The organism is Nicoletella semolina, assembly GCF_004345745.1.
GTDB classification, from domain to species: Bacteria; Pseudomonadota; Gammaproteobacteria; order Enterobacterales; family Pasteurellaceae; genus Nicoletella; species Nicoletella semolina.
In genome coordinates, this window is the sequence record NZ_SLXJ01000015.1 from 25,595 (window position 1) to 52,391 (window position 26,797).

Genomic DNA, 26,797 nt, shown 5'->3' on the forward strand with positions numbered 1-26,797 from the left:
TTCGTTTGAATATTTGAAAGCAAAAACGAGATATTAATTAAGTATCAAAAAAAGCGTGTCGAGAGGCACGCTTTTTTATTGGTAATGATTTTTGAAGAATAATAAGCGAAGAAGTAATAGATCGTTAATAGCGATAATAGGATTAGAGTAGTAAAGCAGTGAGCTTTTGCAAAAAAATGGTAAAATAATACCGCTTATTATAAATGTAAAAGGAAGGTTTTATGGCACAAGTTTATGTTGTACACGGTTATACGGCTTCTGCACAAAGTCATTGGTTTGGTTGGCTAAAGACAGAACTGGAAAAAATTGGGGTGGTATGTGAGTGTTTGACTATGCCTGATTCGGATAATCCTACACCACAGGCGTGGTTAGAGCATTTAGGTAAGCAAGTTCACGTTGATGATCAGACTATCGTTATTGGACATAGCTTAGGGGGGCTTGCGTGGTTAAATTTTTTATCTCAAGCGTATTTAACGCCTCGTGGAGCAATATTTGTTTCTGGTTTCTATCAATCCCTCCCAAGCCTGCCAGAGCTGACTACCTTTTCTAATCTCTATGCGATTTCTCCATCATTAATGCCATTTAAATCTTATGTTGTTGCTTCACTTGATGACTCAATTGTGCCACATCAATATAGTGATGCACTGGCTGTGCATTTACAGGCGGATTATATTCGTTTGCCGACAGGTGGGCATTTCCTTGATAGAGAAGGCTGGACAACTTTTCCTCTTGTGTTAGAACTTGTGAAAAAACTGCTTCCTTAGGCATAGGAAAAAGATAAAACATAAAAGATAAAAAGTGCAGATCATAGTAGCTGCACTTTTTTATTTATCGTATGCGATGGGTTACTTGCCTAGGTTATCAAAGAAATTTTTTACGCCTTGAAAAAAACCTTCGTGTTTTGGGCGATGTTGGCTTTTTCCTTCAAGACTTTCTTCTAATTTACGAAGTAGTTCTTTTTGTTCCTCATTAAGTGATACAGGGGTTTCAATAATAACTTTGCAAATGAGATCGCCTGCATAACTGCTACGAGGTGTTGAAACGCCTTTGCCACGCAAACGGAACATTTTACCAGTTTGGGTTTCTGCTGGGATTTTTAATTTTAGTTTTCCATCTAGTGTTGGGACCTCAATCTCCCCACCTAATGCAGCCATTGTGAAACTGATTGGCACTTCACAATATAAGTTTGTTCCATCACGCTCAAAAATATCGTGCTGCTTAACGTGAATAACAACATATAAATCACCTGCTGGTGCACCATTTTCCCCTGCTGCACCTTCACCAGAAAGGCGAAGTTGGTTGCCTGTATCTACACCAGCAGGAATGGTCACGGTGAGATTTTTGGCTTTATGTACTCGTCCATCGCCATCGCACGATTTGCAAACTTTTTCTATTTTCTTACCGCTTCCGTGGCAGTGTGGGCAAGCCACTTCTGTCATAAAAAAGCCTTGTTGGCGACGTAGGCGACCGTGTCCACCACAATGTGAACAGGTTTCTACTTTTGAGCCTGCTTCTGCTCCAGAACCGTGGCAGGTATCGCATTCTGCTAATGTTTGAATGCGAATCTCTTTTTTGACACCTTTTACAGCTTCTTCGAGAGTGATTTCAAGGTTGTATTGCAAGTCATCACCACGCACGACACGGCTTCGGCGACCACCGCCACCAAATCCACCGCCGAACATTTCACTGAAAATATCTTCAAACCCACCAAATCCACCACTGAAGCCACCGCCTCCACCAAATCCGCCACCTTGCTCAAAGGCTGCGTGACCATATTGGTCATAAGCCGCACGTTTCTCGCTATCACCTAACACTTCGTAGGCTTCTTTAATCTCTTTAAACTTTTCTTCTGATTCTTTGCTGCCTTGGTTTTTGTCGGGGTGATGCTTCGCCGCTAAACGCTTATACGCACGTTTAATATCCTGCTCGCTCGCCCCTTTAGAAAGCCCAAGGATTTCGTAGTAGTCTTTTTTTGCCATAGTGTTTCGTTTGTAAAATTTTACGGAAATTTGACCGCTTATAATAAACTCCCCTCTTTGGTAAAGAGGGGGACTTGTTAGATATACCAAAAGAGCGTGTCGCCACGCCCTTTGTGGGGACGCAGTGCCTGCGTCCGTGGACACACGCTGTGTGCTGAACTACTTGTTATCCTTCACTTCTTCAAATTCCGCATCAACGACACCGTCATCTTTTGCAGTATTTTGCTCAGAACCGCCCGCTTGTTGTGCTTGGGCCTGTGCCGCTTGCATTAACGGTTCAGAAGCTTTCACTAACGCTTCGATTTTTGCTTCGATTGCGGCTTTATCTTCGCCTTTCGCTGCAGATTCAAGTTCTGCAACGGCGGTTTCAATTTTTGCTTTATCGTCTGCGTTTAATGCCTCGCCTGCTTCGCTGATTTGTTTGCGTGTAGCGTGAATAATGGCATCAGCTTGGTTACGAGTTTGCACTAACTCTTCAAATTTACGGTCTGCTTCAGAGTTAGCTTCAGCATCACGGATCATTTGTTCTACTTCGGCATCGCTCAAGCCAGAAGACGCTTGGATTTTGATTTGCTGCTCTTTGCCTGTGTTTTTATCTTTCGCTGACACATTGATAACGCCATTTGCATCAATATCAAAGGTAACTTCAATTTGTGGGATTCCACGAGGTGCAGGGTTAATCCCTTCAAGGTTAAATTGCCCTAAAGATTTATTATCAGCGGCACGTTTACGTTCACCCTGTAAGACGTGGATTGTTACCGCAGATTGGTTATCTTCCGCTGTTGAGAACACTTGCGATTTTTTGGTTGGAATCGTGGTGTTTTTCTCAATTAACGCTGTCATCACGCCACCCATTGTTTCGATACCCAGTGAAAGTGGGGTTACGTCTAATAAAAGGACATCTTTCACATCACCTTTTAATACGCCACCTTGCACTGCTGCACCTAGTGCCACTGCTTCATCTGGGTTCACGTCTTTGCGAGCTTCTTTGCCGAAGAAATCAGCTACTTTTTTCTGCACTAATGGCATACGAGTTTGACCGCCGACCAAAATGATGTCGTTGATTTCGTTTACTGATTTGCCAGCGTCTGCTAATACTGCTTTAAGTGAGTCGATTGAGCTATTGACTAAATCTTCCACTAACGCTTCTAATTTCGCTCGAGTAACGTTAATTGCTAGGTGTTTTGGACCGCTTGCATCAGCCGTGATATACGGTAAGTTTACCTCTGTTGATTGTGCTGAAGAAAGCTCAATTTTTGCTTTCTCTGCTGCTTCTTTAACACGTTGTAACGCCATTGGGTCGTTGCGTAAATCCACACCCTGTTCTTTCTTGAATTCATCAATGATGTAGTCGATCACACGGTTGTCGAAGTCTTCACCACCTAAGTGTGTGTTACCACCAGTCGCTAATACTTCGAAAGTTTGCTCGCCTTCAAAGTTGTCGATTTCGATGATTGAAATATCGAAAGTACCGCCACCTAAGTCATAAACTGCAATGACTTGGTTTTCTTTGGTTGAGCCTAAACCAAAGGCTAATGCTGCTGCGGTTGGTTCATTGATAATACGTTTTACATCTAAACCTGCGATACGTCCTGCGTCAATTGTTGCTTGACGTTGTGCATCATTAAAGTATGCAGGCACAGTGATTACTGCTTCAGTGACGGATTCACCCAAAAATTCTTCCGCCGTTTTTTTCATTTTTTTCAACACTTCGGCTGAAATTTGCGGTGGGGCTAATTTGTCGCCTTTCACGTTTACCCACGCATCGCCATTATCTGCTTTGGTGATTTCAAAAGGCATAATTTTAATATCACGTTGTACTTCATCACTCTCAAAACGGCGACCAATTAAACGTTTGATGGCAAACAATGTATTTTTCGGATTCGTAATTGCCTGACGTTTTGCTGGCTGACCAACGAGAGTTTCATTATCTGTGTATGCAATGATTGATGGTGTTGTGCGTGCACCTTCTGCATTCTCGATAACACGAGCTTTGTCGCCGTCCATAACTGCAACACAAGAGTTAGTTGTCCCTAAGTCAATACCAATAATTTTTCCCATTATAAAATCTCCAAATAGATGTATTCATAAGAAGTAGGATTTACTTTCCTACTTAGACGCCACCATAAATAGGGGCAATTTTGATAGCTTCAAGGGGAGATGTGAAAAATTTTTACTAGCGGTTAATTTGAGACAAAAATTTGCATACCTAAACGAGTAAGAGCTGGAGAGTAAACAAAAGAATGAATAGGTGATAAGGGGATAAAAAAATAGCAAGAATAAAGAATGGAAAAAATAAAAGAGACCTTGAACAACAAGGTCTAGGATAATCAATATCAAATTTGGTGGAGGTAAACGGGATCGAACCGATGACCTCTTGCATGCCATGCAAGCGCTCTCCCAACTGAGCTATACCCCCAAGCTGGACTGAATCATAGTAAAACAGGCTTTTTCTGTCAAGATTAAACACTGTTACTGAATGCGATTGACTAAAAAACAGCTTACTATGATTGTGATTGAATGAATGCAATTGCTTTTTGAATACGTTCGACTACTCGCTCTTTACCGATTAAGTGTGCAACAGCGTCCATTGACGGCGATTGCCCTGTGCCTGTAACCGCAACTCTAAATGGCATACCCACTTTACCCATACCAATGCCAAGTTCTGCTACAGTTTGGTTCATTGCATCGTGAATGGTATCAACTGTCCAATTTTGAAGAGCGGTTAGTTTCTCGGCTAATTTTGCAAGTGGTTGAATGGCTTCTGGCTTTAAATTTTTCGCTGCAGCTTTTTCTTCGTATGTGTTAAATTCTTGGAAAAAATAACCGCTTACACTTGCCATCTCTTTTAGTGTTTTGCAACGTTCGCCCAATAAGGTAACAATCTGTGGCAGTAAATCTACTTTGTTTTCATAGGTAATGCCTTGGTGGTGCAAATGCCATTTTAGATAGCTTGCCACATAAGCGGAATCGAGGGTGCGAATGTAATGCTGGTTAAGCCATTGCAGTTTTTCTGTATTAAACGCACTGGCAGACTTGCTGACTGATTCAATATCGAATAGCTCAATCATTTCTTGGCGAGAAAATATCTCTTGATCACCGTGTCCCCAACCTAGACGTACAAGGTAGTTAATTAAAGCTTCAGGAAGATAGCCATCATCACGATACTGCATTACACCAACTGCACCGTGGCGTTTAGATAATTTTTGTCCATCATCGCCTAAAATCATTGAAACGTGTGCATAAGTGGGGACAGGAGCACCCAATGCTTTGAGAATATTAATTTGGCGAGGGGTGTTATTGATATGGTCTTCGCCTCGTACAACGTGCGTAATTCCCATATCCCAATCGTCAACAACCACACAGAAATTGTAGGTTGGTGAACCATCGCTACGACGGATAATTAAATCGTCCAGCTCATTATTGCTGATTTCAATTATTCCTCGCACAGCATCTTCAAAGACAACCGAGCCTTCCGTTGGGTTTTTAAAACGGACAACGTGTGGCTCATTTATTGGGGGGAGGTCGTCATTTAAGCAATGGCGGTCGTAGCGTGGTTTTTCTTTGTTTGTTTCTTGCAAATTTCGTAAATTTTCTAACCGCTCTTTTGAGCAATAGCAGCGATACGCCAAGCCTTGCTCAAGCATTTGATCAATTACTTGATTATAACGATCAAAACGCTTCGTTTGGTAGTAAGGACCGTGTTCCCACGGCAAATTTAACCATTCCATTCCTTCTAAGATCGCCGCCGTTGCTTCAGGCGTTGAGCGTTCTAGATCAGTGTCTTCAATGCGTAACACAAACTCGCCCCGATGATGTTTTGCATAAAGCCAAGAGTAGAGTGCTGTTCTTGCACCTCCAACGTGTAAATAGCCTGTTGGACTTGGTGCAAAACGAGTTCTGACTTTTACATTGGGATCAAAAGGGAATAAATTTTCGATTTTCATAATTTGTTATTTTAGTGCTAAAGGAAATAAGGGGGTATTCTACTACGCTTATCAGAGATTTATAGAAAAATCTTCTTAGATTGAGTGAAAAAACGCCGAAAAAAACGAATCTAGCAAAAAGCGTTTGACGAGAAAATTTTAATCCCTATAATTCAACTCCACAACGGCGGGCGATTAGCTCAGTTGGGAGAGCACCTCCCTTACAAGGAGGGGGTCACTGGTTCGAGACCGGTATCGCCCACCACTTTTTTTAAAGTGTCTGTCGTTAGATTTATCTCCAATTTTAGGTCTCAAGTGGGCGATTAGCTCAGTTGGGAGAGCACCTCCCTTACAAGGAGGGGGTCACTGGTTCGAGACCGGTATCGCCCACCACTTCAGACTTAGAATCTCCGAAAACGCACTTGCATATCATTTGGGCGATTATGCTCAGTTGGGAGAGTACTTCCCTTACAAGGAAGGGGTACTGGTTCGAGACCAGTATGGTCCACCACTTCGTTTATTATTTAATTCATCTCTTTTCGCTAATCAATTTTTTATGGATAGAGCGTAGATTTATTCTATTGTAGTTCACAGCGTTATTTTTTGCGATCTTGATCGCAGATTTATCTTATGGAACTCGTCAATTTTGATAAAAAAGACTAGCCTAACAATGAAGACATCAGTAGAATTCGCTCTCCTTCTATTTGTACTTTGTATGTACTATTTTTTATCTTGCAAAATTAACCTTTTGCCATAAGTCGTGTAATAACGAGGCTACTAATGTCTGAAACAAAGTCTGAACAACTGCAATCAATAAATGTGGGTTGTAAGCAATCTAAATTTCCTAAAAAAGAAAAAGTTAATTTATTAAATTTAAATCGCCAGCAAATGCGAGAGTTGTTTGCTGAAATGGGAGAAAAACCTTTTCGAGCGGATCAGCTAATGAAATGGATTTACCATTTTGGTGAAGATAATTTTGATAATATGACTAACATTAATAAGGTGTTACGGGAGAAGTTAAAGCAAACCACTGAAATTAAAGCTCCAGAGGTTGCAGTTGAGCAACGTTCTTCAGATGGCACGATTAAGTGGGCTATGTGGGTGGGCGAACAGCAAATTGAAACGGTCTATATCCCAGAAGAAGATAGAGCAACTTTGTGTGTGTCTTCGCAGGTAGGGTGTGCGTTAGCTTGTACTTTCTGCTCTACTGCACAACAAGGATTTAACCGCAACTTGAGTGTGTCAGAAATTATTGGGCAGGTGTGGAGAGCGTCAAAAATTATTGGCAATTTTGGTGTAACAGGTGTGCGTCCGATCACCAATGTCGTAATGATGGGAATGGGGGAGCCATTACTCAATATGAATAATGTGATTCCTGCAATGGAAATTATGCTTGATGATTTTGCTTATGGTTTATCAAAACGCCGTGTTACGCTTTCTACATCAGGCGTTGTACCTGCGTTAGATAAAATGCGTGAGCAGATTGATGTTGCTTTAGCGATTTCTTTGCACGCACCAAATGATGAGTTGCGTGATGAAATTGTACCGATTAACAAAAAATACAACATCAAAATGCTTATTGATTCAGTGAATAAATATCTTGAGATGTCTAACGCTAATCACGGCAAGGTAACGATTGAATATGTAATGTTAAATCAGGTGAATGATAGTGTGGAACACGCCCACCAACTGGCAAAAGTATTAAAGCACACACCAAGTAAAATTAATTTAATCCCTTGGAATCCGTTTCCTGAAGCACCATACGCCAAGAGCTCTAATACACGAATAGATCGCTTTCAGAAAACTTTAATGGAATACGGCTTCACGGTAACGGTGCGTAAAACTAGAGGTGATGATATTGATGCGGCGTGTGGGCAGCTGGCTGGGGATATTATTGACCGTACTAAACGCACATTGGAAAAACGAAAATTTGGTGAGGGGATCCAAGTTCAAACGCATTAGGTTATCTTCTCTGTTTTTATCTTTATTTTTTATCAGACAGATTGCTCCCTCTGGTTGCGGCAAGCTGTCTGATAGGCAGAGAGAGAAATTAATTTTATGTTTAGAAAGACAAAAAAGGAAACAAACAGGAATGTTTGCAAAATTTTACCGAAATCTGACCGCTTGTATAGTGGCGATGTGGCTGGTAGGCTGCACTTCTAGCGTAGAACAAACAATATTTAACCGTTCGGAAGCAGTAAAGGCGAGGATCAATCTTGCATTGGCATACCTTGGACAATTTGATTACCCTAAAGCGAAAGAAAATATCGACAAGGCGATAGCTCACGATCCTAATGATTATTTACCTCACTCTGTATTGGCGTATTATTTTCAGCAAATTGGAGAACAAGATAAGGCAGAAAATACATACAAGCAAGCCCTTTCACTGAGTCAGGTTCAAGGCAGTAGTCATCAATATGACCCACATATTTTAAATAATTATGGTGCGTTTTTATGCAAATATGGGCGATATTCTGAAGCTGAGCAATTATTTACACAGGCTTTGGAGAGTGAGCTGCCCTATTATCATCAAGCAGACACGCTTGAAAATGTTGCCCTTTGTGCCAATCAAGCGAGAGATAATGATCGTCAACAACAAGCATTAACACAGCTAGAAAAATTAGAACCAGCGAGAGCGAGTAACTTAAGAGCTAAACTGACCCCATAAAATCATTTTTATTTTGTGATATTTGACTAAGCATCTCTTTTTCACCTTTCTATTTTTTATCGAAAATGCCATAATGGCTCGCTTTTTATCTTACAAATGGTAAGCAAATTGTTGCAAAAAATTGGTTAAAAAGCACTGCTTGCTGGATCATATCGAAATAGTATGATCAGATATGTCATACCGCTGAGTATGGCGTACAAGCCTTAATTTTGCCGTTCATTTAAGACAAGACAAATCGAACGTAAGACAAATTATTTTTTAGCGTAAATAAGAGCAACGACAGTCGAGAGACAGGCGAATTCCCTGATTGTAAGGGATTGCTCGGTTAGATATACATATAAGAGAAAGTTACAATGAAAAGAATGTTAATTAATGCAACTCAAAAAGAAGAGTTGCGAGTTGCCCTTGTTGATGGGCAGCGCTTATTTGATTTAGATATTGAAAGCCCTGGACACGAGCAAAAAAAATCGAATATTTATAAAGGTAAGATTACTCGTGTAGAACCGAGCCTTGAAGCGGCTTTTGTTGACTATGGGGCAGAACGCCACGGTTTTTTGCCTCTTAAAGAAATTTCTCGTGAATATTTTCCTGAAGGTTATGTATTTAGTGGTCGCCCAAATATTAAAGACATCATTAAAGAAGGGCAGGAAGTTATTGTTCAAGTGGGTAAGGAAGAGCGAGGGAGTAAAGGAGCTGCTCTTACCACCTTTATCTCTTTGGCGGGTAGTTATTTGGTGCTAATGCCAAATAATCCACGAGCAGGCGGTATCTCACGCCGTATTGAAGGTGATGAGCGTCTGGAATTAAAGGAGGCGTTAGATAGTCTTGATGTGCCAGATGATATTGGCTTAATTGTGCGTACAGCGGGTGTAGGAAAATCACCAGAAGAATTGCAGTGGGATCTGAAAGTGCTGTTGCATCATTGGGAAGCTATCAAAAAGGCAGCAGAATCTCGCCCAGCTCCATTTTTGATTCATCAAGAAAGTGATGTGATTGTGCGTGCTATTCGTGATTATCTCCGCAGAGATATTGGCGAAATTCTGATTGATAGTAAGAAAGTATTTGAAAAAGCCAAAAATCATATCCGCCTTGTTAGACCTGATTTTATCAATCGCATTCGTTTATACGAGGGTGAGGTGCCATTATTCAGTCATTATCAAATTGAGTCGCAAATTGAGTCAGCATTCCAACGTGAGGTTCGCTTACCATCAGGCGGCTCAATTGTGATTGATGTTACTGAAGCATTGACCGCTATTGATATTAACTCTGCTCGCTCGACTCGTGGCGGTGATATTGAAGAAACAGCATTAAACACCAACTTAGAAGCGGCTGACGAAATTGCTCGCCAGCTACGCCTGCGTGATTTGGGTGGTTTAATTGTTATTGATTTCATTGATATGACACCTATTCGTCATCAGAGAGAGGTGGAAAACCGTATTCGTGAAGCTGTTCGCCAAGATAGAGCTCGCATTCAGTTTGGGCGAATTTCTCGTTTTGGTTTACTTGAAATGAGTCGCCAACGCTTAAGTCCGTCACTAAGCGAAGCTTCAAGCCACGTTTGTCCTCGTTGTCAAGGTATAGGCAAGGTGCGTGATAATGAATCCATTGCGTTATCAATCTTACGTTTATTAGAAGAGGAAGCAATCAAAGAAAATTCTGTGCAGGTGCATACCATTGTGCCTGTGGAAATTGCTTCTTATTTGCTCAATGAGAAACGCCGTGCTATTAGTGAAATAGAAAAACGCCATAGCGTCAATGTTATTGTCGTACCAACGGAAAATATGCAGACTCCGCATTTTGATGTGTATCGCTTACGAGAAAATGAGATTACGACCACTTTAAGTTATGATTTGGCGAAGAATTATCAAAACAATGAAAACCTCTTTTCCAACACACACCACTCGTCTGAGGATCTGCTTGTGAGCCGTAATGAACCAATGATCACAGCAGAATCAGTGTTGCAAAGCTCTGAATTAAATCTACAACCAGCACCGACACCAGTGACACAGGAAGTGGAAAAGCCTTCCTTTTTCAGTCGGATTTTTGCAAAAATTAAAGCATTATTCACCGCTCATACTATAGAAGCAAAAGAGCCAGAAAAGAAACAAACCAAAGGCAAAAATCGTCATCAACGTGATCGCCGTTCGCCTCGACGTGAACGATCAAACCGAGTGCGTAGCGAGAGTAAATCTGCGACTGAACAATTAAAAGAGCCAACTGTAAATGAAGTGAAAAAACGCCGTGAGGTGATTGAGGAAACTGTTGAAGTTGCTCAACCAGAGCGTCAGCGTGAAGCTAATAAGGTTGCAGAACGCCGCCAACGTCGTGATTTGCGTAAGAAAGTGAGGGTTGAACAAAGTCAGGATCAGGTTGTGGTTAATGAAACTGCTGTTGAGTCAGAAAAAATTCAGCCTTTGCACGTTGTTTTAGAACACGTTGATACGCCAGAAATTGTATCAAACGATAAAAAGGTAGTAAGTGAAACGCTTCACGTTTCTAATGCCGTTGAGAGAGAAACAGAAAAGTTGGCTGTTAAAGAAGACAATGATGTGCGTGAAAATGGTCGCCAACGTCGACTACCTCGCCATTTAAGAGTGGGTAATCAACGTCGTCGTGAACGTAAAGAAGAATCGAAGGCAAGAATGCCTTTAACCTCAGCAGTTGCTTCTCCAGAACTTGCAAGCGGTAAGATTTGGGTAAAATTTTACGAGAAACCAAAAGAGAAAGTAGAGGAAAAAGTCGCATTTTTATCCGTTGATCAAATGCTTGAGCAGGAAGAAGTGGCTAGCTGCCCTACGGTGTTGTCTGGTGATGAGATCAAACAAATACAATCTTCTGTGGAGCTGGTTGCTCATCAAGCTATTTCTAAACAGACTGTATCTAAGAATAATGAGAGAGCTGTAGAGGCAGAAGTAAAAAATAAAGCAGAATTTGCTTCTGTTCAGCCATTTGGTGCAGTCATTACTCAGGCGACAGATAGAGATTTAGTGAAAGAGAATCACGCTCGTCGCCAAGTAAGAGCAACGGAAAATCTTAAGCAAACTCAAGGGAGCAGAGAGGAGAGTCCGACATTGTCTATAATGGATAATGATCAGCGTGGGTACCGATTTGAAGGCAAGCTAGGCACATTCTCTAGAGTATCACATACCCAAGTGGAAATGACTGTTGCTAGGGCTACCGATGAACCAACGAAAATGCTTCCAATAGCGGAATGGCAACACTCTAAATACTATTTCTATGGCAAGGGATTTGGTGGGCATAGCAGTGCTGTCAGCCACGTTTATTCCGCAGCGAGAATTGCTGGAATATACAATTAACTAAACCAACGCTTAAATTGTCAAGCAATTATAATGAACTTTGAAAGTTGGTTGCTGACTAAGATGAGCATTACTTAAAAATAGAGGAAATTCTTATGAAAAAATCATTATTAGCTTTACTTGTTTTAGGTTCAAGTGTGTCTTTAGTTGCTTGTGATCAAAAGGCTGCAGACATCAAATCTGCTGCTGAAGCGAAAGTTGAAGAAGCTAAAGTAGAAGCGGCTAAACTTAAATCTGAAGCTGTGGTAAAAGTGGAAGATGCAAAACAAGCTACTCAAGAAAAAATGGCTGAAGTAAAAGCTGATGCAGTTGAGTTAAAAAATGAAGCAGCAGAAAAACTTCAAGATACAAAACAAGATGCTCAAGAGAAAATAGCTGAAGTGAAAGAAGAAGTTGTTGAGATGAAAAATGAAGCAGCAGAAAAACTTCAAGATGCAAAACAAGTGACTCAAGAGAAAATAGCTGAAGTGAAAGAAGAAGTTGTTGAGATGAAAAATGAAGCAGCAGAAAAACTTCAAGATGCGAAGCAAGCAACTCAAGAGAAAATGGCAGAAGTTAAAGCTGATGCAATTGAAATGAAAGATGCAGCATCAAAAAAACTTGAAAATGCTAAAGATGCTATCGACAACAAAGTAGAAGAAATTAAATCAACGATTGAAAGTAAGTAGTGATTAGTATATTACACCCCAAAGTTAATATGTTACCTTTGGGGTGTTTTTTTACTTTACCCCAACGCTACTCGTGCATTTCTAAATAATCTTAACCAAGCACCGTCTTCTTGCCAGTTGTCTGGGTGCCAAGAGTTTGTTATGGTGCGGAACACTCGCTCTGGGTGAGGCATCATAATGGCAACACGCCCATCTGCATTAGAGATAGCGGTGATACCGTCCGTAGAGCCATTTGGGTTAGATGGGTAGATTTCAGTTGGATTGCCGTTATTATCAATGTATTGGGCGATAATAAGCTGTTGTTTTTGCAAATTTTCTAGCTGTTCTGACCGCTTGAATGCCACTTGTCCCTCACCGTGTGAGACTGCAATTGGCATATGTGATCCAGCCATTCCAGTAAACCAGTGGCTGTGAGTCTCATTGATTTTTACAAGGCTTAGCCGTGCCTCAAAACGTTCGGATTTATTGCGAACAAAATGCGGCCAGTTTTCTGTGCCAGGAATTATCTGAGCAAGGTGAGAAAGCATTTGGCAACCATTGCATACACCTAAAGCAAGGGTGTTTGGAACGGTGAAGAATTGGCTAAACTGCTCTCGGAGTGCTGTGTTAAATAGGATAGATTTTGCCCAACCTCCGCCAGCACCCAATACATCACCATAAGAGAATCCTCCGCACGCAACCAGTGCGTTGAAATGATTTAGGTTATGTCTACCGCTTATGAGATCTGACATATGAACATCAATCGCATTGAACCCTGCTCGATCAAAAGCAGCTGCCATTTCGTAATGGCTATTTACACCTTGCTCACGCAAGATAGCAATAGTTGGTTTTATGCCTGTGTTGATGAATGGTGCTGCGATATTTTCGTTGAGGTCGTAGGTCAAAAATGCAGATAAACCTTTGTTATTTGGATCTTTTTTGCTTTCAAATTCTTGGTCAGCACATTCTGGATTATCACGCAGACGCTGCATTTGATGGGTTAATTCCGCCCAAATGCCTCGTAACTCTGAGCGTTTTTCGCTGAGTAATTTGCGACTACCTCGTGTAATTTCAATGCGATCGTCTGTAACTACCGCTCCAAGCTCTTTGGTTAGGTGTGATAGATCGTGGGCTTGTAAGATTGCTCGTACAGCGGAAATTTCGCTTTCAGCGACTTGGATTATTGCCCCTAATTCTTCATTGAATAGTACAGCAAAATCGTTATCACCGAGTGCAGAGATATCCACTTCTACACCACAATTGCCTGCAAATGCCATTTCTGCAAGGGTGGTAATAAGACCACCGTCCGAGCGGTCGTGATAAGCCAGTAATTTGCAATCAGCAACGAGCTGTTGCATTGCGTTGAAAAAGTTTTTTAGTTTTTCAGCATTGACTACGTCAGCAGGCTTATCGCCTAATTGTTTATAAACTTGAGCAAGTGCAGTGGCTCCCAAGCGGTTTTTTCCCTCACCTAGATCAATAAGCAGTAGGCGTGATTGCCCTTTATCGGTACGAAGTTGTGGCGTAACCGTTTTGCGTACATCTTCCACACGAGCAAAGGCAGAAATAACAAGGGATAGCGGTGCAGTAACCGATTTTTGTTCACCGTTTTCCTGCCAAGTCGTCTTCATTGACATTGAATCTTTACCGACAGGAATTGTGATACCAAGCGTTGGGCAAAGCTCTTCACCTATGGCTTTAACTGCTTGATATAAGCCTGCGTCCTCACCTTGATGCCCTGCCGCCGACATCCAGTTGGCGGAGAGCTTAATGCGTTTAATATCGCCAATTTGGGTAGCAGCGATATTGGTAATCGCTTCTGCAACTGCAAGGCGTGCTGATGCAGCGAAATCTAATAAAGCAACAGGGGAACGTTCACCAATTGACATCGCTTCGCCAAAATAACTGTCGAGGCTTGCTGTCGTAACAGCACAATCGGCAACGGGAATTTGCCAAGGTCCAACCATTTGATCTCGTGCAACCATACCTGTTACCGAGCGGTCGCCTATCGTGATTAAAAAGGTTTTTTCTGCGACAACGGGTAACCGTAATACACGATGTAAGGCTTCTTTGAGTTCGATAGATTGAGTATCAAGCGGTCGGTTTTCAACGGTTTTAGACAAGACATCACGTTGCATTTTTGGGGTTTTACCCAGTAGCAGACTCATCGGTAAATCAATAGGATTATTATTGAATTCTGGATCAGCGAGAGTTAAATGTTGTTCTGCGGTTGCCTCCCCAACGATGGCAAAAGGAGCCCGTTCACGCTGGCAAAGTTCGCTGAATAATGCTAATTTTTCAGGGGCAACCGCTAATACATAACGTTCTTGCGATTCGTTACACCAAATTTCTAGCGGTGACATTCCCTTTTCATCACAAAGAATTTTGCGTAAATCAAATTTACCTCCACGTCCGCCATCGTGAACCAATTCTGGCATTGCATTTGATAGACCGCCTGCACCGACATCATGAATAAATAAAATGGGATTATCATCACCTAGCTGCCAACAACGGTCAATTACCTCTTGACAACGGCGTTCCATTTCAGGATTTTCTCGTTGTACAGAAGCGAAATCTAAATCTTCTTTTGATTTCCCTGAAGCCATCGATGATGCCGCACCGCCACCGAGTCCAATATTCATTGCAGGACCGCCTAGCACAATTAATTTTGCACCGACAGGAATTTCACCTTTTTGAACGTGCTGTCCCCGAATATTGCCAATTCCGCCTGCTAACATAATCGGTTTATGGTAGCCACGCACTTCTTTGCCTGCAAAGCTATTCACTTTTTCTTCGTAAGTGCGGAAATAACCCAACAATGCAGGGCGACCAAACTCGTTATTAAACGCAGCGCCCCCTAACGGACCTTCAATCATAATATCCAGTGCAGAAGCAATACGACTTGGCTTTGAAAGAGGATTTTCCCAAGGTTGTTCAAAATTTGGGATCACAAGATTTGACACTGAAAAGCCTGTTAAACCTGCTTTAGGTTTTGCCCCTCGACCTGTCGCACCTTCATCACGAATCTCGCCACCTGACCCTGTTGCAGCTCCTGGGAATGGCGAAATTGCAGTTGGGTGATTATGGGTTTCTACCTTCATTAAAATATGGGTATCTTCTTGATGATAGCGATATTGCCCATCTTGATCAGGGAAAAAACGTCCAACTTTCGATCCTTCCATTACTGCAGCATTATCTTTATAGGCGGACAATACATAATCAGGCGTTTTCTCAAAGGTATTTTTGATCATCTTAAACAGCGACTTTTTTTGCTTTTCGCCATCAATAGTCCAGTCAGCATTAAAGATTTTATGGCGACAATGCTCGGAGTTAGCTTGTGCAAACATATAAAGTTCAACGTCATTTGGATTACGCCCAAGTGCGGTGAAATTTTCTAATAAATAATCAATTTCGTCATCAGCTAATGCAAGTCCTAATTGCAAGTTTGCTGTCTCTAGTGCTTGGCGACCGCCAGTTAAAACATCAATCGTTGTAAACGGTTTGGGAGGTTGCTGAGTAAATAATATTTTCGCATCGTCAGGTTTGCGGATTACGGTTTCCATCATTTTATCGTGAATTAATTCAATTAAATTTTGTTCTTCTTGCGAATTTAATTCACGTTCAAATTCAAAATAATAACTCAAGCCACGTTCAATTCGCTCTACTTTATCTAAACCGCAATTGTGAGCAATATCTGTTGCTTTAGATGACCACGAAGAAATTGTGCCAACTCTTGGAATAACGACAAACCTCTCACCTTTTAGTCCATTGCCGTAGCTGTTTGTATTGCCATCTAACAACTCAATAAGTCGTTGGTTCTCACTTTCGGTAAGCGGTGTATTTAATGCAACAAAATGCAAATAATGTGCATCAACCGACTTTACTGGTAATTGGTGTTGTTGGAATGTTTGATAAAGCTGATTTAAACGGAAGGCAGAAAAGGCTGGTGAACCGAAAAAAATTTGTACAGTCATTGTGTGTTCCATTGTGGTGAAAGAATTGTATAACGCAATTATAGCAAATTAAGCAAACGTTTGCATTGCAGAATTTTCAGTAAAACTGACCGATTATGATGTTAAATTTTCTCCTTGCTTGTTAAAAAATAGATGTTAAAAGTGTTGTGGTTGTTTTGATTGTGATAATGGGGGGCAAAATTTATAATTTTTTCTGTAATTTCAGTTGTATTTGTTGAAATCAAGCAGATAATGTTTCCGTTATGATAATTTGCATAATGGAAAATAAATTAATTAGGAGTATTTTATGAGTTTTTTTCAACAAACAAACCCAGCTCAACGCCGTTTGGGGTTAGCTATTTTTGTCGGTTTTGTTGCGGGTATTATTTCTGCCTTTGTGAAATGGGGAGCAGAACACCCTTTCCCTCCACGCAGTCCGCTTGATCTTTTTACCGCAGCTTGTCAAGATCCTACGCAAGCACTAGAAGTTTGTTCTCGAGCCTTTTTAAATCCACCTCACGTTTTTTTGCGTGATTACCTTGGTATTGATCCAACTGAAGCCGTATTTATGTTTGCTGATCACGTATTTAACTGGATTGGCGTTACACATATGCTCTTCTCACTAGTATTTGCAATCGGTTATTGTATCGTTGCTGAAATTTTCCCAAAAATTAAATTTTGGCAAGGGATTGGGGCTGGGATTATTGCTAATATTTGCGTGCATTACATCACTTTCCCTGCATTAGGACTTACACCGCCAGTTGCACAATGGCCGCTTTATGAACATATCTCCGAACTCGTAGGACACATTTTCTGGTTTTGGACAATTGAAGTTATTCGCCGTGATTTGCGTAACCGAATCACTGGCAAGCCTGATCCAGAAGTGGTCTAATAGGTCATTAGGCTCGACTTATATGGATTTATTGGTTTTTTGACATCAACGTATTTCTTTTCTGTGTTGAAGATCGAAAACATCGCCTATTTTATCCATAAATAAAAAAATCCTCGTGGTTGAACCCATGAGGATTTTGATAAATTTAATTTGGTAGTTTTATACAGTTGTTAAGTAGTACTAAAAAATTTGAATAAATCCCATTTATTAATTTGGCTTCACTTCCCCCACCATCTCCTCTGGGCGAACCCATTGGTTAAATTGCTCCTCTGTAACAAAACCCAGATTGATAGCTTCCTCTTTTAATGTTGTCCCATTTCTGTGGGCGGTTTTGGCAATTTTTGCAGCGTTATCGTAGCCAATATGAGGGTTGAGTGCTGTTACTAGCATTAACGACTGCTCAAGCTGCTGTGTGATGCGTGAGTGGTTCGGCTCAATGCCTTTCGCACAATGCTCATCAAAAGAGAGACAGGCATCACCTAGTAGCTGTGCGGATTGGAGAAAGTTATATGCCATAACTGGTTTATATACGTTGAGCTGGAACTGTCCTTGAGTACCCGCAAATGAAATAGTGATGTCATTACCGAGAACTTGTGCACACACCATTGTCATCGCCTCACACTGTGTTGGATTGACCTTTCCAGGCATAATTGATGAACCAGGCTCATTTTCTGGGATCAATATTTCGCCGATACCTGAGCGAGGGCCTGAGGCAAGCAGGCGGATATCGTTGGCGATTTTGTATAATGATACGGCAAGCTGTTTTAATGCACCGTGTGTTTCCACGATAGCGTCGTGGGCTGCAAGTGCTTCAAATTTATTTTGAGCGGTAATGAACGGTAGATTGGTGAATTCAGCGATGTAGCTGGCGACTTTTACATCATAACCTTTTGGCGTATTGAGTCCTGTTCCAACGGCTGTACCGCCAAGTGCTAATTCAGCAAGATGAGGTAGAGTGTTTTCGAGAGCTTTAATGCCAAAAGATAACTGTGCTGCATAAGCTGAGAACTCTTGTCCGAGTGTGAGAGGCGTTGCGTCCATTAAATGTGTTCGCCCGATTTTTACTACATCATTGAAGGCTATTGCTTTAGCATTAAATGTTTTTTGCAAGCGTTTAATGCAGGGAAGGGTGTGTTCAACCACTTTTTTGTAAGCCGCAATGTGCATTGCTGTTGGGTAGGTATCGTTTGAGGATTGAGATTTATTGACATCATCATTGGGGTGAATGATAGATTTTTCACCGAGTTTTCCGCCGTTTAGGACGTGTGCTCGATTTGCGATGACTTCATTCACATTCATATTGGATTGCGTACCCGATCCCGTTTGCCAAATGACAAGTGGAAATTCTTCATCAAGCTGATTAGCAAGAATTTCATCGCAGGCTTTTGCAATTAAATCTCGTTTTTCGACCGCTAGTATACCTAAATCGTAGTTGGCATAGGCTGCGGCTTTTTTCAAATAGCCGAATGCTTCGATTATCTCCATTGGCATTGAACCTTCAGAACCAATTTTGAAATTGTTGCGGGAGCGTTCAGTTTGTGCAGCCCAATATCGAGAGGCTGGCACATTCACCTCGCCCATTGTGTCTTTTTCAATACGGAATTCCATAGGGTGTCTCCTAAAATAGTGTAACAGTTAGGTTAAAAGGGTTATGTCTTTAGATTAACATTCATACAGAAACAAAGGAAATGAAAGAGAAAATCTTTACTTATTTTTGTGAGATTGATCATAAATTTTGTAGGAATCTATACATTGAAGCGTTTTCTAAGACCTGCATTGTAGAGAGCATTGTTGGCTTCTTGGAGAATGGTATTTTTTTCGGAAGGAGTTAAGGTTTGTGCATATTTATGATTGATTGCACCGTGTAGTCTAAATAATAAATTGTCATTTGCTTCAATGCCGATTTTTATTAGTTCTATAAAAATATTCATTTCCCCTTTTTCGACTAGCTCATCAACAGATTTAATTCCTAATTTCCTAAGCCTCCGCTCTATATTGATGTCCATATTAGGTAGGTATCGAATTAGCTTTTTCCTTAATTTTTCTGTCTGTTTTATTTGTTCTGTCATCTCATTGAGAGTAGACGAAATCCAAGAAGTAATAAGTGGTCTGTTAGATAACTGATTGAGTGGAATAAGATAAAAGTTCTTAGCTTGTATGCCAATGTGTTTATCTTCTAAATGGCAGGTATTCAGACTTTGAATTTCGCCTAAATTAGCACTAGAGGTTCTAAGATAGAAGTGATCATCTCGGAATAATCCAAACATCAAACCATCTTTAAAAATTCCATAATAAGAAAAATAAGTTTTCACTGTTGTTTCACCGACAATCGGCTCAATAAATGCACGAATATTTTGGGTTTTCAAATAACTTTTCATTAGTTGCTCCTTCAATTTATTTTTAAATAACAGTCGAGGGTTTGCCTCAAGGAAATAATGACTTTTCTTAGTGATATATTGCAATTCAAGGAATAGGCTAATTTTGCGATGTAGATCGAAAAACTCAAAAAAAGTGGCATAGTTGTTATAAATTTACACAGTTTTTGAGAGTGGTTTGTGTGTGGGAGTGATGTGGGTATAATTTAAGCATTTATTCTTTCTTTACGGTAAATCTGTTAAACTGCAGTTCATTTTTTATTATTTTTGGATAGCTGATGATATCTCAGTACTCTCATACCCCAATGATGCAGCAATACTTGAAGTTGAAAGCGGAAAATCCTGATATTTTGTTGTTTTATCGAATGGGGGATTTTTATGAACTCTTTTATGATGATGCGAAGAAGGCTGCACAATTATTGGATATTTCTTTAACTAAACGTGGGCAATCTGCTGGTGAGCCTATTCCGATGGCTGGTGTGCCGTATCACGCTGTTGAGGGATATTTGGCAAAGTTAGTGGCGTTGGGTGAGAGTGTTGCAATTTGTGAGCAGATTGGTGATCCTGTTGCTGCTAAAGGACCTGTTGAGCGTAAAGTGGTACGGATTGTTACCCCTGGCACTGTCAGCGATGAGGCTCTTTTGCCTGAGCGCAAAGATAATCTTGTTGCTGCTCTATATGCGGAAAAAAATGTCTTTGCCATTGCTACGCTAGATATGGCTTCGGGGCGTTTTTTAATCAGTGAACTGCCTAGTAGCGAGGCATTAGCGGCAGAACTGCAACGTGTGCAACCTGTGGAAATTCTATATCCAGAAGATTTCTCTGCCGCAAAAATCCTAAATAATTACAAGGGGTTACGCCGCCGTCCAATTTGGGAGTTTGAATTAGTTACCGCCATTAATTTATTGAATCGCCAATTTGCTACACAATCTTTGGTGGGGTTTGGGGTGGAAAAAGCGGTGGTTGCATTATGTGCTGCTGGGTGTTTGTTGCATTATGCTCAAGAAACGCAGCGTACGCCTCTGCCTCATATTAATGCTATTCATTTGATGCAAAATAGCGATACGATTTTACTTGATGCTGCAACTCGCCGAAATTTAGAGCTTACACAAAATCTGTCTGGTGGTGTTGAAGCGACTCTAGCAAGCATATTAGATAAATGTGTAACTCCAATGGGAAGTCGTTTGTTAAAACGCTGGATTCACCAACCTATTCGTGATGTCGAAAGATTAAAAAATCGTCAGAAAACGATTCTAGCATTGCAAAAAAATGCTCGAATTTCACCGCTTCAACCTCTGCTACAGCAAGTGGGGGATATGGAGCGAATTTTAGCTCGTGTGGCATTGCGATCTGCTCGCCCTCGTGATCTTACTCGCTTGCGAACTGCCTTGGCACAGCTCCCTGAAATTAAGAGTTTATCGCACAATCTGACTTCGTCTTTAGATAGGTTAGTACAGCAAATGGGAGATTTTGATGAATTGTATCAGGTATTAGAGAAAGCGATTATTGAACTACCTCCACAATTAATTCGTGATGGTGGTGTGATTGCAACAGGTTATAATGCCGAGCTTGATGAATGGCGTTCTTTGGCAGATGGGGCGACGCAATATCTTGATGAGCTTGAGATGCGGGAACGGAGTCAAACGGGTATTGATACGCTCAAAATTGGTTTTAATGCGGTTCACGGTTATTACATTCAAATAAGTGCTGCTCAATCTCATAAAGCCCCTTTGCATTATGTTCGCCGTCAGACTCTAAAAAATGCTGAGCGTTATATTATTCCAGAGTTGAAAACTTATGAGGATAAAGTGCTAAAAGCCAAAGGAGCATCATTATCGCTAGAAAAGCAGCTATATGAGGAGTTATTTGACTTGTTGCTGCCGCATTTAGGCGAGCTTCAATTGGCTGCATTAGCATTAGCTGAATTAGATGTTTTAACCAATCTTGCTGAACGAGCGGAAACATTGGAATATGTGATGCCGACATTCAGTTCGCTGCGAGGGGTGAATATTCAAGCAGGTCGCCACCCTGTAGTGGAGCAGATGTTGAAAGAACCTTTTATTGCAAATGCTGTTAGGTTGAATGAACAACGCCATTTGCTTGTAGTAACTGGACCTAATATGGGCGGAAAAAGTACCTACATGCGTCAGATTGCATTGATTACATTGATGGCGTATATCGGTAGCTTTGTGCCAGCAGACAGTGCGGAGATTGGTCCAATCGATCGTATTTTTACCCGAATTGGTGCAAGTGATGATCTTGCATCTGGTCGTTCTACTTTTATGGTGGAAATGACTGAAATGGCAAATATTTTACATCAATCGACCGCTCATAGCCTTGTTTTGATTGATGAAATTGGGCGAGGTACGTCTACCTACGATGGCTTATCATTGGCGTGGGCGTGTGCAAAATGGCTCGCTCAAAAAACACAGTCATTGACGTTATTTGCTACCCATTATTTTGAATTAACGAGTTTACCTAACCAATTTAAGGGCGTTGCAAATGTTCATTTAGATGCACGAGAGCATAACGATAAAATTGCCTTTATGCATAGCGTTGAAGAAGGCGCAGCAAGTAAGAGCTATGGATTGGCTGTTGCAGCATTAGCAGGTGTGCCAAAACAAGTTATTCAATTAGCTAAACAAAAACTTGCACAGTTAGAACAGTTCTCACAGCAAACCAAGCAAGCCTATGATCACCCACAACAAGATTTGGCTTTTGCTGATGGCGTGCAAAATATTGCCGAAATTGAACCGCTGACTAAGCCGTCAAAAATAGAAATAGCACTCAGTGAGCTTGACCCTGATGAACTTTCACCAAAGCAAGCCCTAGAAGCCATTTATCACCTCAAAAAACTACTCGTTGAAGAAATTTAATTCATCAATCAATAAAAGCCATTTGATCAATTTGAGCAATCAATTGATCAAATTGTGCGACTGAACGGAGATCAAACTACAGCTTTTGTGGCATAAAACGACCAACTATCGGCGTTGCTAATGTTTTAAGTCTTTTTTCTAAGCTCAGGAGATCATTTTGTGCATGGGCGGAGATCGTTAATGCTACAGAAGGTAATTTTTAGGTAGGCAACGCACCGCTACCAATTGGAGAATGGAGAAAAATTGGGTTCAATTTGTAAAATATAGCGATCATTTAACCACTTGCCTAAGGGGCGTGTGGCAAATGTTCCGCTTTCTGTTGTTATGTCGTGATGGGGTGTGTCAGTAAAGCAAAAGTCGGTAGCTCTTGCGTAAGTTTGTCAGGAAAAAGAGAGTGGCGTAAAGTGGCCTCAAGAGCGGATAAGATAACTTTATCACAGCGTAAAACACGTTTGAGTGGGTGAGCTTGCAACTTGTCAATCAATGCTTTTTTACCAACAATAATGCTAGCTTGTGGACCTCTAAGTAGTTTATCACACGAAAATGAAACTAAATCCACCCCAGCTGCAATTTTTTGTTGTGCTATTGGCTCTGCAGGTAGCCCTAGTGTTACCATATCTATAGGCGAACCGCTCCCCAAATCACTAATGACAGGCAAATGATACTCTCGCCCCAAGGAGACCAATTGTTGCTCATCAATGGATTGAGTAAAGCCCTGAATTTGATAATTGCTTGTATGCACTTTCATTAGGCAAGCACAATTTTCATTAATTGCACGGCGATAATCGGCTAAATGTGTGCGGTTAGTTGTGCCAACCTCCACCAATTTGTAGCCTGCTTGTTGCATAATATCAGGAATACGAAATGCCCCTCCAATTTCAACTAACTCACCACGAGAGACGATCACCTCTTTTTTATCTTGTGCAACTACTGCCAACATCAACAAAACTGCGGCAGTATTATTGACCACACAAGCTGCTTCAGCCCCTGTAATTTGTTGAAGGAGCCGAGAAATATAATTATCTCGATGTTCTCGCTTCCCTTCATCAATATCAAACTCCATAAGGAACATTATTTTTCATTGCATTGGTTGCAGCTTGTATCGCCTTTTCAGACCATAGGCTTCTCCCTAAATTGGTATGCAGCACAGTACCAGTTAGATTAAATACCGTTTTGCAATTAACGATACTTTTTTCTCCAAACTTGTTGTAAGATAAGTAAATAAAAGGGGATGTTGTTGAATAAAATCAGGTAAGGCTTGATGTTCTATAATATGCTCTCGTGCATTAGCGATTAGACTGCGTATTTCTTGAACAACAGCGTAATAACTAAATTGATTAACAAGATCAATGATTTGTGAATGCTTCAACAACGTATCGATAGCAGAGAGAGATCTGAATAATGATTGCATAATAAAAAATAGATTGAGAGGAGTGCATTGAGAATTTTGAACTATTCTAATAAATAAAGTAGAATACTGCTACGCTTTGAAAGGAGAAGTGTCGTCTCTGGTGAGGCGGCAGGACCTCAACTACTGTTAAGGACGCCAGCGTTCTTGGCTGGGTTCGAATCTCATACTTCTCCGCCAGTTTTATTTCATTTAAAGGCAGCTAGGTAATGGGCACTTAAAAAATTTAAATGGAACAAATAAAACAGGCAGGTATAAAACGATGGTGGGTCGTGAAGGATTCGAACCTTCGACCAACGGATTAAAAGTCCGCTGCTCTACCGACTGAGCTAACGACCCCCTGACAGGGAACAATAAAATTTGAGTGGTGGGTCGTGAAGGATTCGAACCTTCGACCAACGGATTAAAAGTCCGCTGCTCTACCGACTGAGCTAACGACCCCAACTGCTTAACGGAGGTGTATGATACGGATTTTAAATGCTAGATCAACCTTTTTTTATTTAAACTAGTTTAGTTGGACGTTTTACAAGCGATTTAGATGGGCTAAGTGGTCAAATTTTGGTAGAGTTCTATGAGTGTGTGAAAAATACAATGATAAATACTACACTGCTAGTATACTATTGTTACTTGACTGCTTTTAAATTGGGGGAGAATAATGTTAAGTGATCAGGATATTTTTAAACGTTTTCAAGAAAAACATATTGAATTTTCAAAAATAGCCGATGTGAGTTTAGTTGGACACTCATTATTTGATATGTGGGAAAATCAAGAGGGCGGCACACCTCGTTTAGCGGGCAAAACCGTTGCCAATTTGGGGCTTTCTGGGGTAAGTGCTCGTCAATACCTTGATGTAATTGTCAGACCTAAGCACATTAGGCAATTAGGTAGAGATGTTTTTATTTTTCTGGGTGTGAATGATATCGTGAAAGAGAGGGCGTATTCCCCTAAACAGCTATTAAATTGGTTAGTAGACATTATTGATTGTTTTAAGCAAATTTCTCCACAATCACGTTACTATTTACTTGAAACCACGCCAGTCAATCAAATTAGTACGGTAGATAATCCTGCCATACGACAATTAAATACACATCTTGTGAATAATCTTCCTGCTGATGTTATCTTTGTACCAACTTGGGATCGTTTTGTGAACAATGAAGGCAAGTTGGATCTTACTCTTTGCCACGATGGCTTACACTTTTCTACGCAAGGTTATGCTATTTTACAGGACATTTTAGAGCGTCAGTTATAATTTTATTGCTATGCACGATTTCACCCTATACCGTTCAATTCTAGCTAATTCTATATGGCAAACTAGTGCAAAGCCACTTTCGCCGAATGTAGCTCAATGGTTATTACATAAAGGATCACTGACTGAAAAATTGCAACAACAGTGTTCAAATTTACAAGTCAAAATTGTGCAAGAGGGGTGGCAGGCGAGGGGAATGTGTCAAAATTCTGCAGAATATTGGGTGCGAGAGGTGCTACTGAAATGCAGCGAGAATGACTGGATTTTTGCTCAAACGATTATCCCCCAAAAAACAGTTGATGCAGTTGCTTCGTCTGTTCTTAATCTGGGGGAGCAAGCGATCGGTTTATGGTTATTCCCACAAAAACCTACTCGATTAAGTTTGGAATGGCAGCAAGATCCAAAGACCAAACAGTTTGCTCGCCGTTCGCAGTTATTGCTAAAAAACTATCCGCTTGAAATTAGGGAGTTGTTTTTGTCTCATTTTTTGTTTGAAACCACCCCAATAAAAGCGTAGCATTTCGTTAATCTTTCTTTGTTAATTTCAGTGAAACTCGCATAATGAAACCAACAATTCTTTTGTATGATTCGGGTATGGGCGGCTTAACGGTTTATAGCTCAATTCGCCAGTTGTTGCCAGATGCACACTATTTGTATTGCTTCGATAATGCTTATTTCCCATATTCTGAGAAAAGTGAAGGCGTGTTGGTTGAGCGAGCGGTTCAAATTGTGCAAAAAATTGCAAAAAACTATCCGATTGATTTGGTTGTCGTAGCGTGTAATACCGCTAGCACGGTTGTGTTAAATGCGTTACGCGGAGAGTTTGACTTCCCTATTGTGGGGACTGTGCCTGCGATTAAACCTGCCTCCGTTTTATCTCAAACTCGAGTGATTGGTTTGTTGGCAACAAAAGGGACCATCGCCAGACCTTATGTTGATCAGCTAATTGAGCAATATGCAAGTGATTGCCAAATTGAAAAAATTGGGACGACAGAGCTTGTGGAATTGGTAGAAGAGAAGATTTTGAAAGATAGGGTGGATAAGGAACAATTGGCAAAAATTGTTGCGCCTTGGCAAGCAAATTCAATGATGGATACTGTGATTTTAGGTTGCACGCATTTTCCGTTGGTAAAAAATGAGTTGCAATTGCTGCTGCCACAAGTTAAATATTTTATTGACTCAGGAAATGGTATTGCAAATCGTGTATTTCATTTATTGAGTGGGAGGGAGAGAAATCTATTAGATTGTTATGAGGAAAAAAACAAAAAGAAAGAGAATGTGGCATTTTGTACGTGGGGACTAGCTGATGAGCAGCAAAGGAAAAAAATTATGCAAGATTGGGGGTTTCAGGCATTGCTTGTTATAGAATAGTCTGATTTTGCTTTTAAAACCACCATTCATTCACTTTTTTAAAATTTTTTTGCAAAAATAGGTTGCATAGATTTTGAATTTACCTATAATGCACGGCACACAACGACGCACTGTTGTGCTTGATGAGATTTGAGATAGC

Annotated in this window: 15 protein-coding genes, 7 tRNA genes and 3 pseudogenes; 15 read left to right on the forward strand and 10 right to left on the reverse strand. The window is 40.7% G+C overall.

Annotated elements, in window-relative coordinates:
* Positions 1-221: 221 nt before the first annotated feature.
* Complete coding sequence (locus EV693_RS08505; protein ID WP_132501950.1) at positions 222-764, forward strand: RBBP9/YdeN family alpha/beta hydrolase; 543 nt, start codon at positions 222-224, stop codon at positions 762-764.
* Positions 765-845: 81 nt separating this feature from the next.
* On the opposite strand, the gene dnaJ is transcribed toward EV693_RS08505, so the two are convergent.
* The 4 genes from dnaJ to gltX all read right to left on the reverse strand — a co-directional run bounded on the left by dnaJ (position 846) and on the right by gltX (position 5,926).
* The gene (gene dnaJ, locus EV693_RS08510) at positions 846-1,979 is read right to left on the reverse strand and encodes a molecular chaperone DnaJ (RefSeq protein WP_132501951.1); all 1,134 of its coding nucleotides are present in this window, start codon (positions 1,977-1,979) and stop codon (positions 846-848) included.
* 159 nt (positions 1,980-2,138) lie between these two features.
* Complete coding sequence (gene dnaK, locus EV693_RS08515) at positions 2,139-4,040, reverse strand: molecular chaperone DnaK (protein WP_132501952.1); 1,902 nt, start codon at positions 4,038-4,040, stop codon at positions 2,139-2,141.
* Between the two features lie 282 nt (positions 4,041-4,322).
* Positions 4,323-4,398 (reverse strand) — tRNA-Ala (locus EV693_RS08520).
* Positions 4,399-4,483: 85 nt separating this feature from the next.
* The gene (gene gltX / locus EV693_RS08525; protein WP_132501953.1) at positions 4,484-5,926 is read right to left on the reverse strand and encodes a glutamate--tRNA ligase; all 1,443 of its coding nucleotides are present in this window, start codon (positions 5,924-5,926) and stop codon (positions 4,484-4,486) included.
* Between the two features lie 168 nt (positions 5,927-6,094).
* Between gltX and EV693_RS08530 the strand changes: the two genes are divergently transcribed.
* The 8 genes and pseudogenes from EV693_RS08530 to EV693_RS08560 all read left to right on the forward strand — a co-directional run bounded on the left by EV693_RS08530 (position 6,095) and on the right by EV693_RS08560 (position 12,558).
* Positions 6,095-6,170, forward strand: a tRNA-Val gene (locus tag EV693_RS08530).
* 52 nt (positions 6,171-6,222) lie between these two features.
* A tRNA-Val gene (locus EV693_RS08535) sits at positions 6,223-6,298 on the forward strand.
* Between the two features lie 42 nt (positions 6,299-6,340).
* Positions 6,341-6,416, forward strand: a tRNA-Val gene (locus EV693_RS08540).
* A 269-nt stretch (positions 6,417-6,685) separates the two neighbouring features.
* Positions 6,686-7,867, forward strand: coding sequence for a dual-specificity RNA methyltransferase RlmN (gene rlmN, locus EV693_RS08545; protein ID WP_132501954.1), 1,182 nt, complete (start codon positions 6,686-6,688; stop codon positions 7,865-7,867).
* Positions 7,868-7,997: 130 nt separating this feature from the next.
* Complete coding sequence (pilW, locus tag EV693_RS08550; protein ID WP_132501955.1) at positions 7,998-8,573, forward strand: type IV pilus biogenesis/stability protein PilW; 576 nt, start codon at positions 7,998-8,000, stop codon at positions 8,571-8,573.
* Between the two features lie 362 nt (positions 8,574-8,935).
* Positions 8,936-11,351, forward strand: a pseudogene (gene rne, locus EV693_RS08555) (ribonuclease E); the annotation flags it as partial.
* A 314-nt stretch (positions 11,352-11,665) separates the two neighbouring features.
* Positions 11,666-11,890, forward strand: a pseudogene (locus EV693_RS09790) (hypothetical protein); the annotation flags it as partial.
* A gap of 95 nt (positions 11,891-11,985) precedes the next feature.
* Positions 11,986-12,558: a hypothetical protein gene (locus EV693_RS08560; protein WP_132501957.1), complete on the forward strand. Its 573-nt coding sequence runs from the start codon at positions 11,986-11,988 to the stop codon at positions 12,556-12,558.
* Positions 12,559-12,614: 56 nt separating this feature from the next.
* Here the strand turns inward: EV693_RS08560 and purL are convergent, their stop codons facing one another.
* Positions 12,615-16,511 carry a phosphoribosylformylglycinamidine synthase gene (gene purL, locus EV693_RS08565; RefSeq protein ID WP_132501958.1) on the reverse strand — a complete coding sequence of 1,299 codons (3,897 nt, stop codon included), beginning with the start codon at positions 16,509-16,511 and terminating at the stop codon, positions 12,615-12,617.
* Between the two features lie 286 nt (positions 16,512-16,797).
* Here purL and EV693_RS08570 point away from each other — a divergent pair, with 286 nt between their 5' ends.
* Positions 16,798-17,382 carry a YagU family protein gene (locus EV693_RS08570; RefSeq protein ID WP_132501959.1) on the forward strand — a complete coding sequence of 195 codons (585 nt, stop codon included), beginning with the start codon at positions 16,798-16,800 and terminating at the stop codon, positions 17,380-17,382.
* Between the two features lie 207 nt (positions 17,383-17,589).
* Here the strand turns inward: EV693_RS08570 and fumC are convergent, their stop codons facing one another.
* Both fumC and EV693_RS08580 read right to left on the reverse strand, forming a co-directional pair.
* Entirely contained in the window at positions 17,590-18,990 is a 1,401-nt protein-coding gene (gene fumC / locus EV693_RS08575; protein WP_132501960.1) for a class II fumarate hydratase, read from the reverse strand.
* Between the two features lie 137 nt (positions 18,991-19,127).
* Positions 19,128-19,760: a TfoX/Sxy family DNA transformation protein gene (locus EV693_RS08580; RefSeq protein WP_132501961.1), complete on the reverse strand. Its 633-nt coding sequence runs from the start codon at positions 19,758-19,760 to the stop codon at positions 19,128-19,130.
* Between the two features lie 275 nt (positions 19,761-20,035).
* Here EV693_RS08580 and mutS point away from each other — a divergent pair, with 275 nt between their 5' ends.
* On the forward strand, positions 20,036-22,633 hold the full coding sequence (gene mutS, locus EV693_RS08585) for a DNA mismatch repair protein MutS (RefSeq protein WP_132501962.1): 2,598 nt from the start codon (positions 20,036-20,038) through the stop codon (positions 22,631-22,633).
* A 76-nt stretch (positions 22,634-22,709) separates the two neighbouring features.
* Here mutS and selA read toward each other — a convergent pair.
* Positions 22,710-24,044: pseudogene (gene selA, locus EV693_RS08590) on the reverse strand (L-seryl-tRNA(Sec) selenium transferase).
* An 82-nt stretch (positions 24,045-24,126) separates the two neighbouring features.
* On the opposite strand from selA, the gene EV693_RS09500 reads away from it, so the two are divergent.
* Positions 24,127-24,221 (forward strand) — tRNA-Sec (locus EV693_RS09500).
* Positions 24,222-24,304: 83 nt separating this feature from the next.
* Here EV693_RS09500 and EV693_RS08595 read toward each other — a convergent pair.
* Positions 24,305-24,380: transfer RNA gene (locus tag EV693_RS08595), tRNA-Lys, on the reverse strand.
* A gap of 26 nt (positions 24,381-24,406) precedes the next feature.
* Positions 24,407-24,482 (reverse strand) — tRNA-Lys (locus EV693_RS08600).
* Between the two features lie 214 nt (positions 24,483-24,696).
* Between EV693_RS08600 and EV693_RS08605 the strand changes: the two genes are divergently transcribed.
* Genes EV693_RS08605 through murI form a run of 3 tightly spaced genes read left to right on the forward strand, consistent with a single transcriptional unit; the run spans position 24,697 to position 26,658 of the window.
* On the forward strand, positions 24,697-25,290 hold the full coding sequence (locus EV693_RS08605; protein ID WP_132501963.1) for a GDSL-type esterase/lipase family protein: 594 nt from the start codon (positions 24,697-24,699) through the stop codon (positions 25,288-25,290).
* 10 nt (positions 25,291-25,300) lie between these two features.
* Positions 25,301-25,804, forward strand: coding sequence for a chorismate--pyruvate lyase family protein (locus EV693_RS08610; RefSeq protein ID WP_132501964.1), 504 nt, complete (start codon positions 25,301-25,303; stop codon positions 25,802-25,804).
* 44 nt (positions 25,805-25,848) lie between these two features.
* Complete coding sequence (gene murI, locus EV693_RS08615; RefSeq protein WP_132501965.1) at positions 25,849-26,658, forward strand: glutamate racemase; 810 nt, start codon at positions 25,849-25,851, stop codon at positions 26,656-26,658.
* The last annotated feature ends 139 nt before the right edge of the window (positions 26,659-26,797 follow it).

Bases quoted from the DNA above. Each gene is read 5' to 3' on its own strand.
- pilW (WP_132501955.1), top strand. From the start codon at position 7,998: ATGTTTGCAAAATTTTACCGAAATCTGACCGCTTGTATAGTGGCGATG.
- fumC (WP_132501960.1), bottom strand. From the start codon at position 18,990: ATGGAATTCCGTATTGAAAAAGACACAATGGGCGAGGTGAATGTGCCA.
- EV693_RS08570 (WP_132501959.1), top strand. From the start codon at position 16,798: ATGAGTTTTTTTCAACAAACAAACCCAGCTCAACGCCGTTTGGGGTTA.
- murI (WP_132501965.1), top strand. From the start codon at position 25,849: ATGAAACCAACAATTCTTTTGTATGATTCGGGTATGGGCGGCTTAACG.
- rlmN (WP_132501954.1), top strand. From the start codon at position 6,686: ATGTCTGAAACAAAGTCTGAACAACTGCAATCAATAAATGTGGGTTGT.
- EV693_RS08605 (WP_132501963.1), top strand. From the start codon at position 24,697: ATGTTAAGTGATCAGGATATTTTTAAACGTTTTCAAGAAAAACATATT.
- dnaK (WP_132501952.1), bottom strand. From the start codon at position 4,040: ATGGGAAAAATTATTGGTATTGACTTAGGGACAACTAACTCTTGTGTT.
- dnaJ (WP_132501951.1), bottom strand. From the start codon at position 1,979: ATGGCAAAAAAAGACTACTACGAAATCCTTGGGCTTTCTAAAGGGGCG.
- EV693_RS08610 (WP_132501964.1), top strand. From the start codon at position 25,301: ATGCACGATTTCACCCTATACCGTTCAATTCTAGCTAATTCTATATGG.
- gltX (WP_132501953.1), bottom strand. From the start codon at position 5,926: ATGAAAATCGAAAATTTATTCCCTTTTGATCCCAATGTAAAAGTCAGA.
- EV693_RS08505 (WP_132501950.1), top strand. From the start codon at position 222: ATGGCACAAGTTTATGTTGTACACGGTTATACGGCTTCTGCACAAAGT.
- EV693_RS08580 (WP_132501961.1), bottom strand. From the start codon at position 19,760: ATGAAAAGTTATTTGAAAACCCAAAATATTCGTGCATTTATTGAGCCG.
- EV693_RS08560 (WP_132501957.1), top strand. From the start codon at position 11,986: ATGAAAAAATCATTATTAGCTTTACTTGTTTTAGGTTCAAGTGTGTCT.
- mutS (WP_132501962.1), top strand. From the start codon at position 20,036: ATGATATCTCAGTACTCTCATACCCCAATGATGCAGCAATACTTGAAG.
- purL (WP_132501958.1), bottom strand. From the start codon at position 16,511: ATGACTGTACAAATTTTTTTCGGTTCACCAGCCTTTTCTGCCTTCCGT.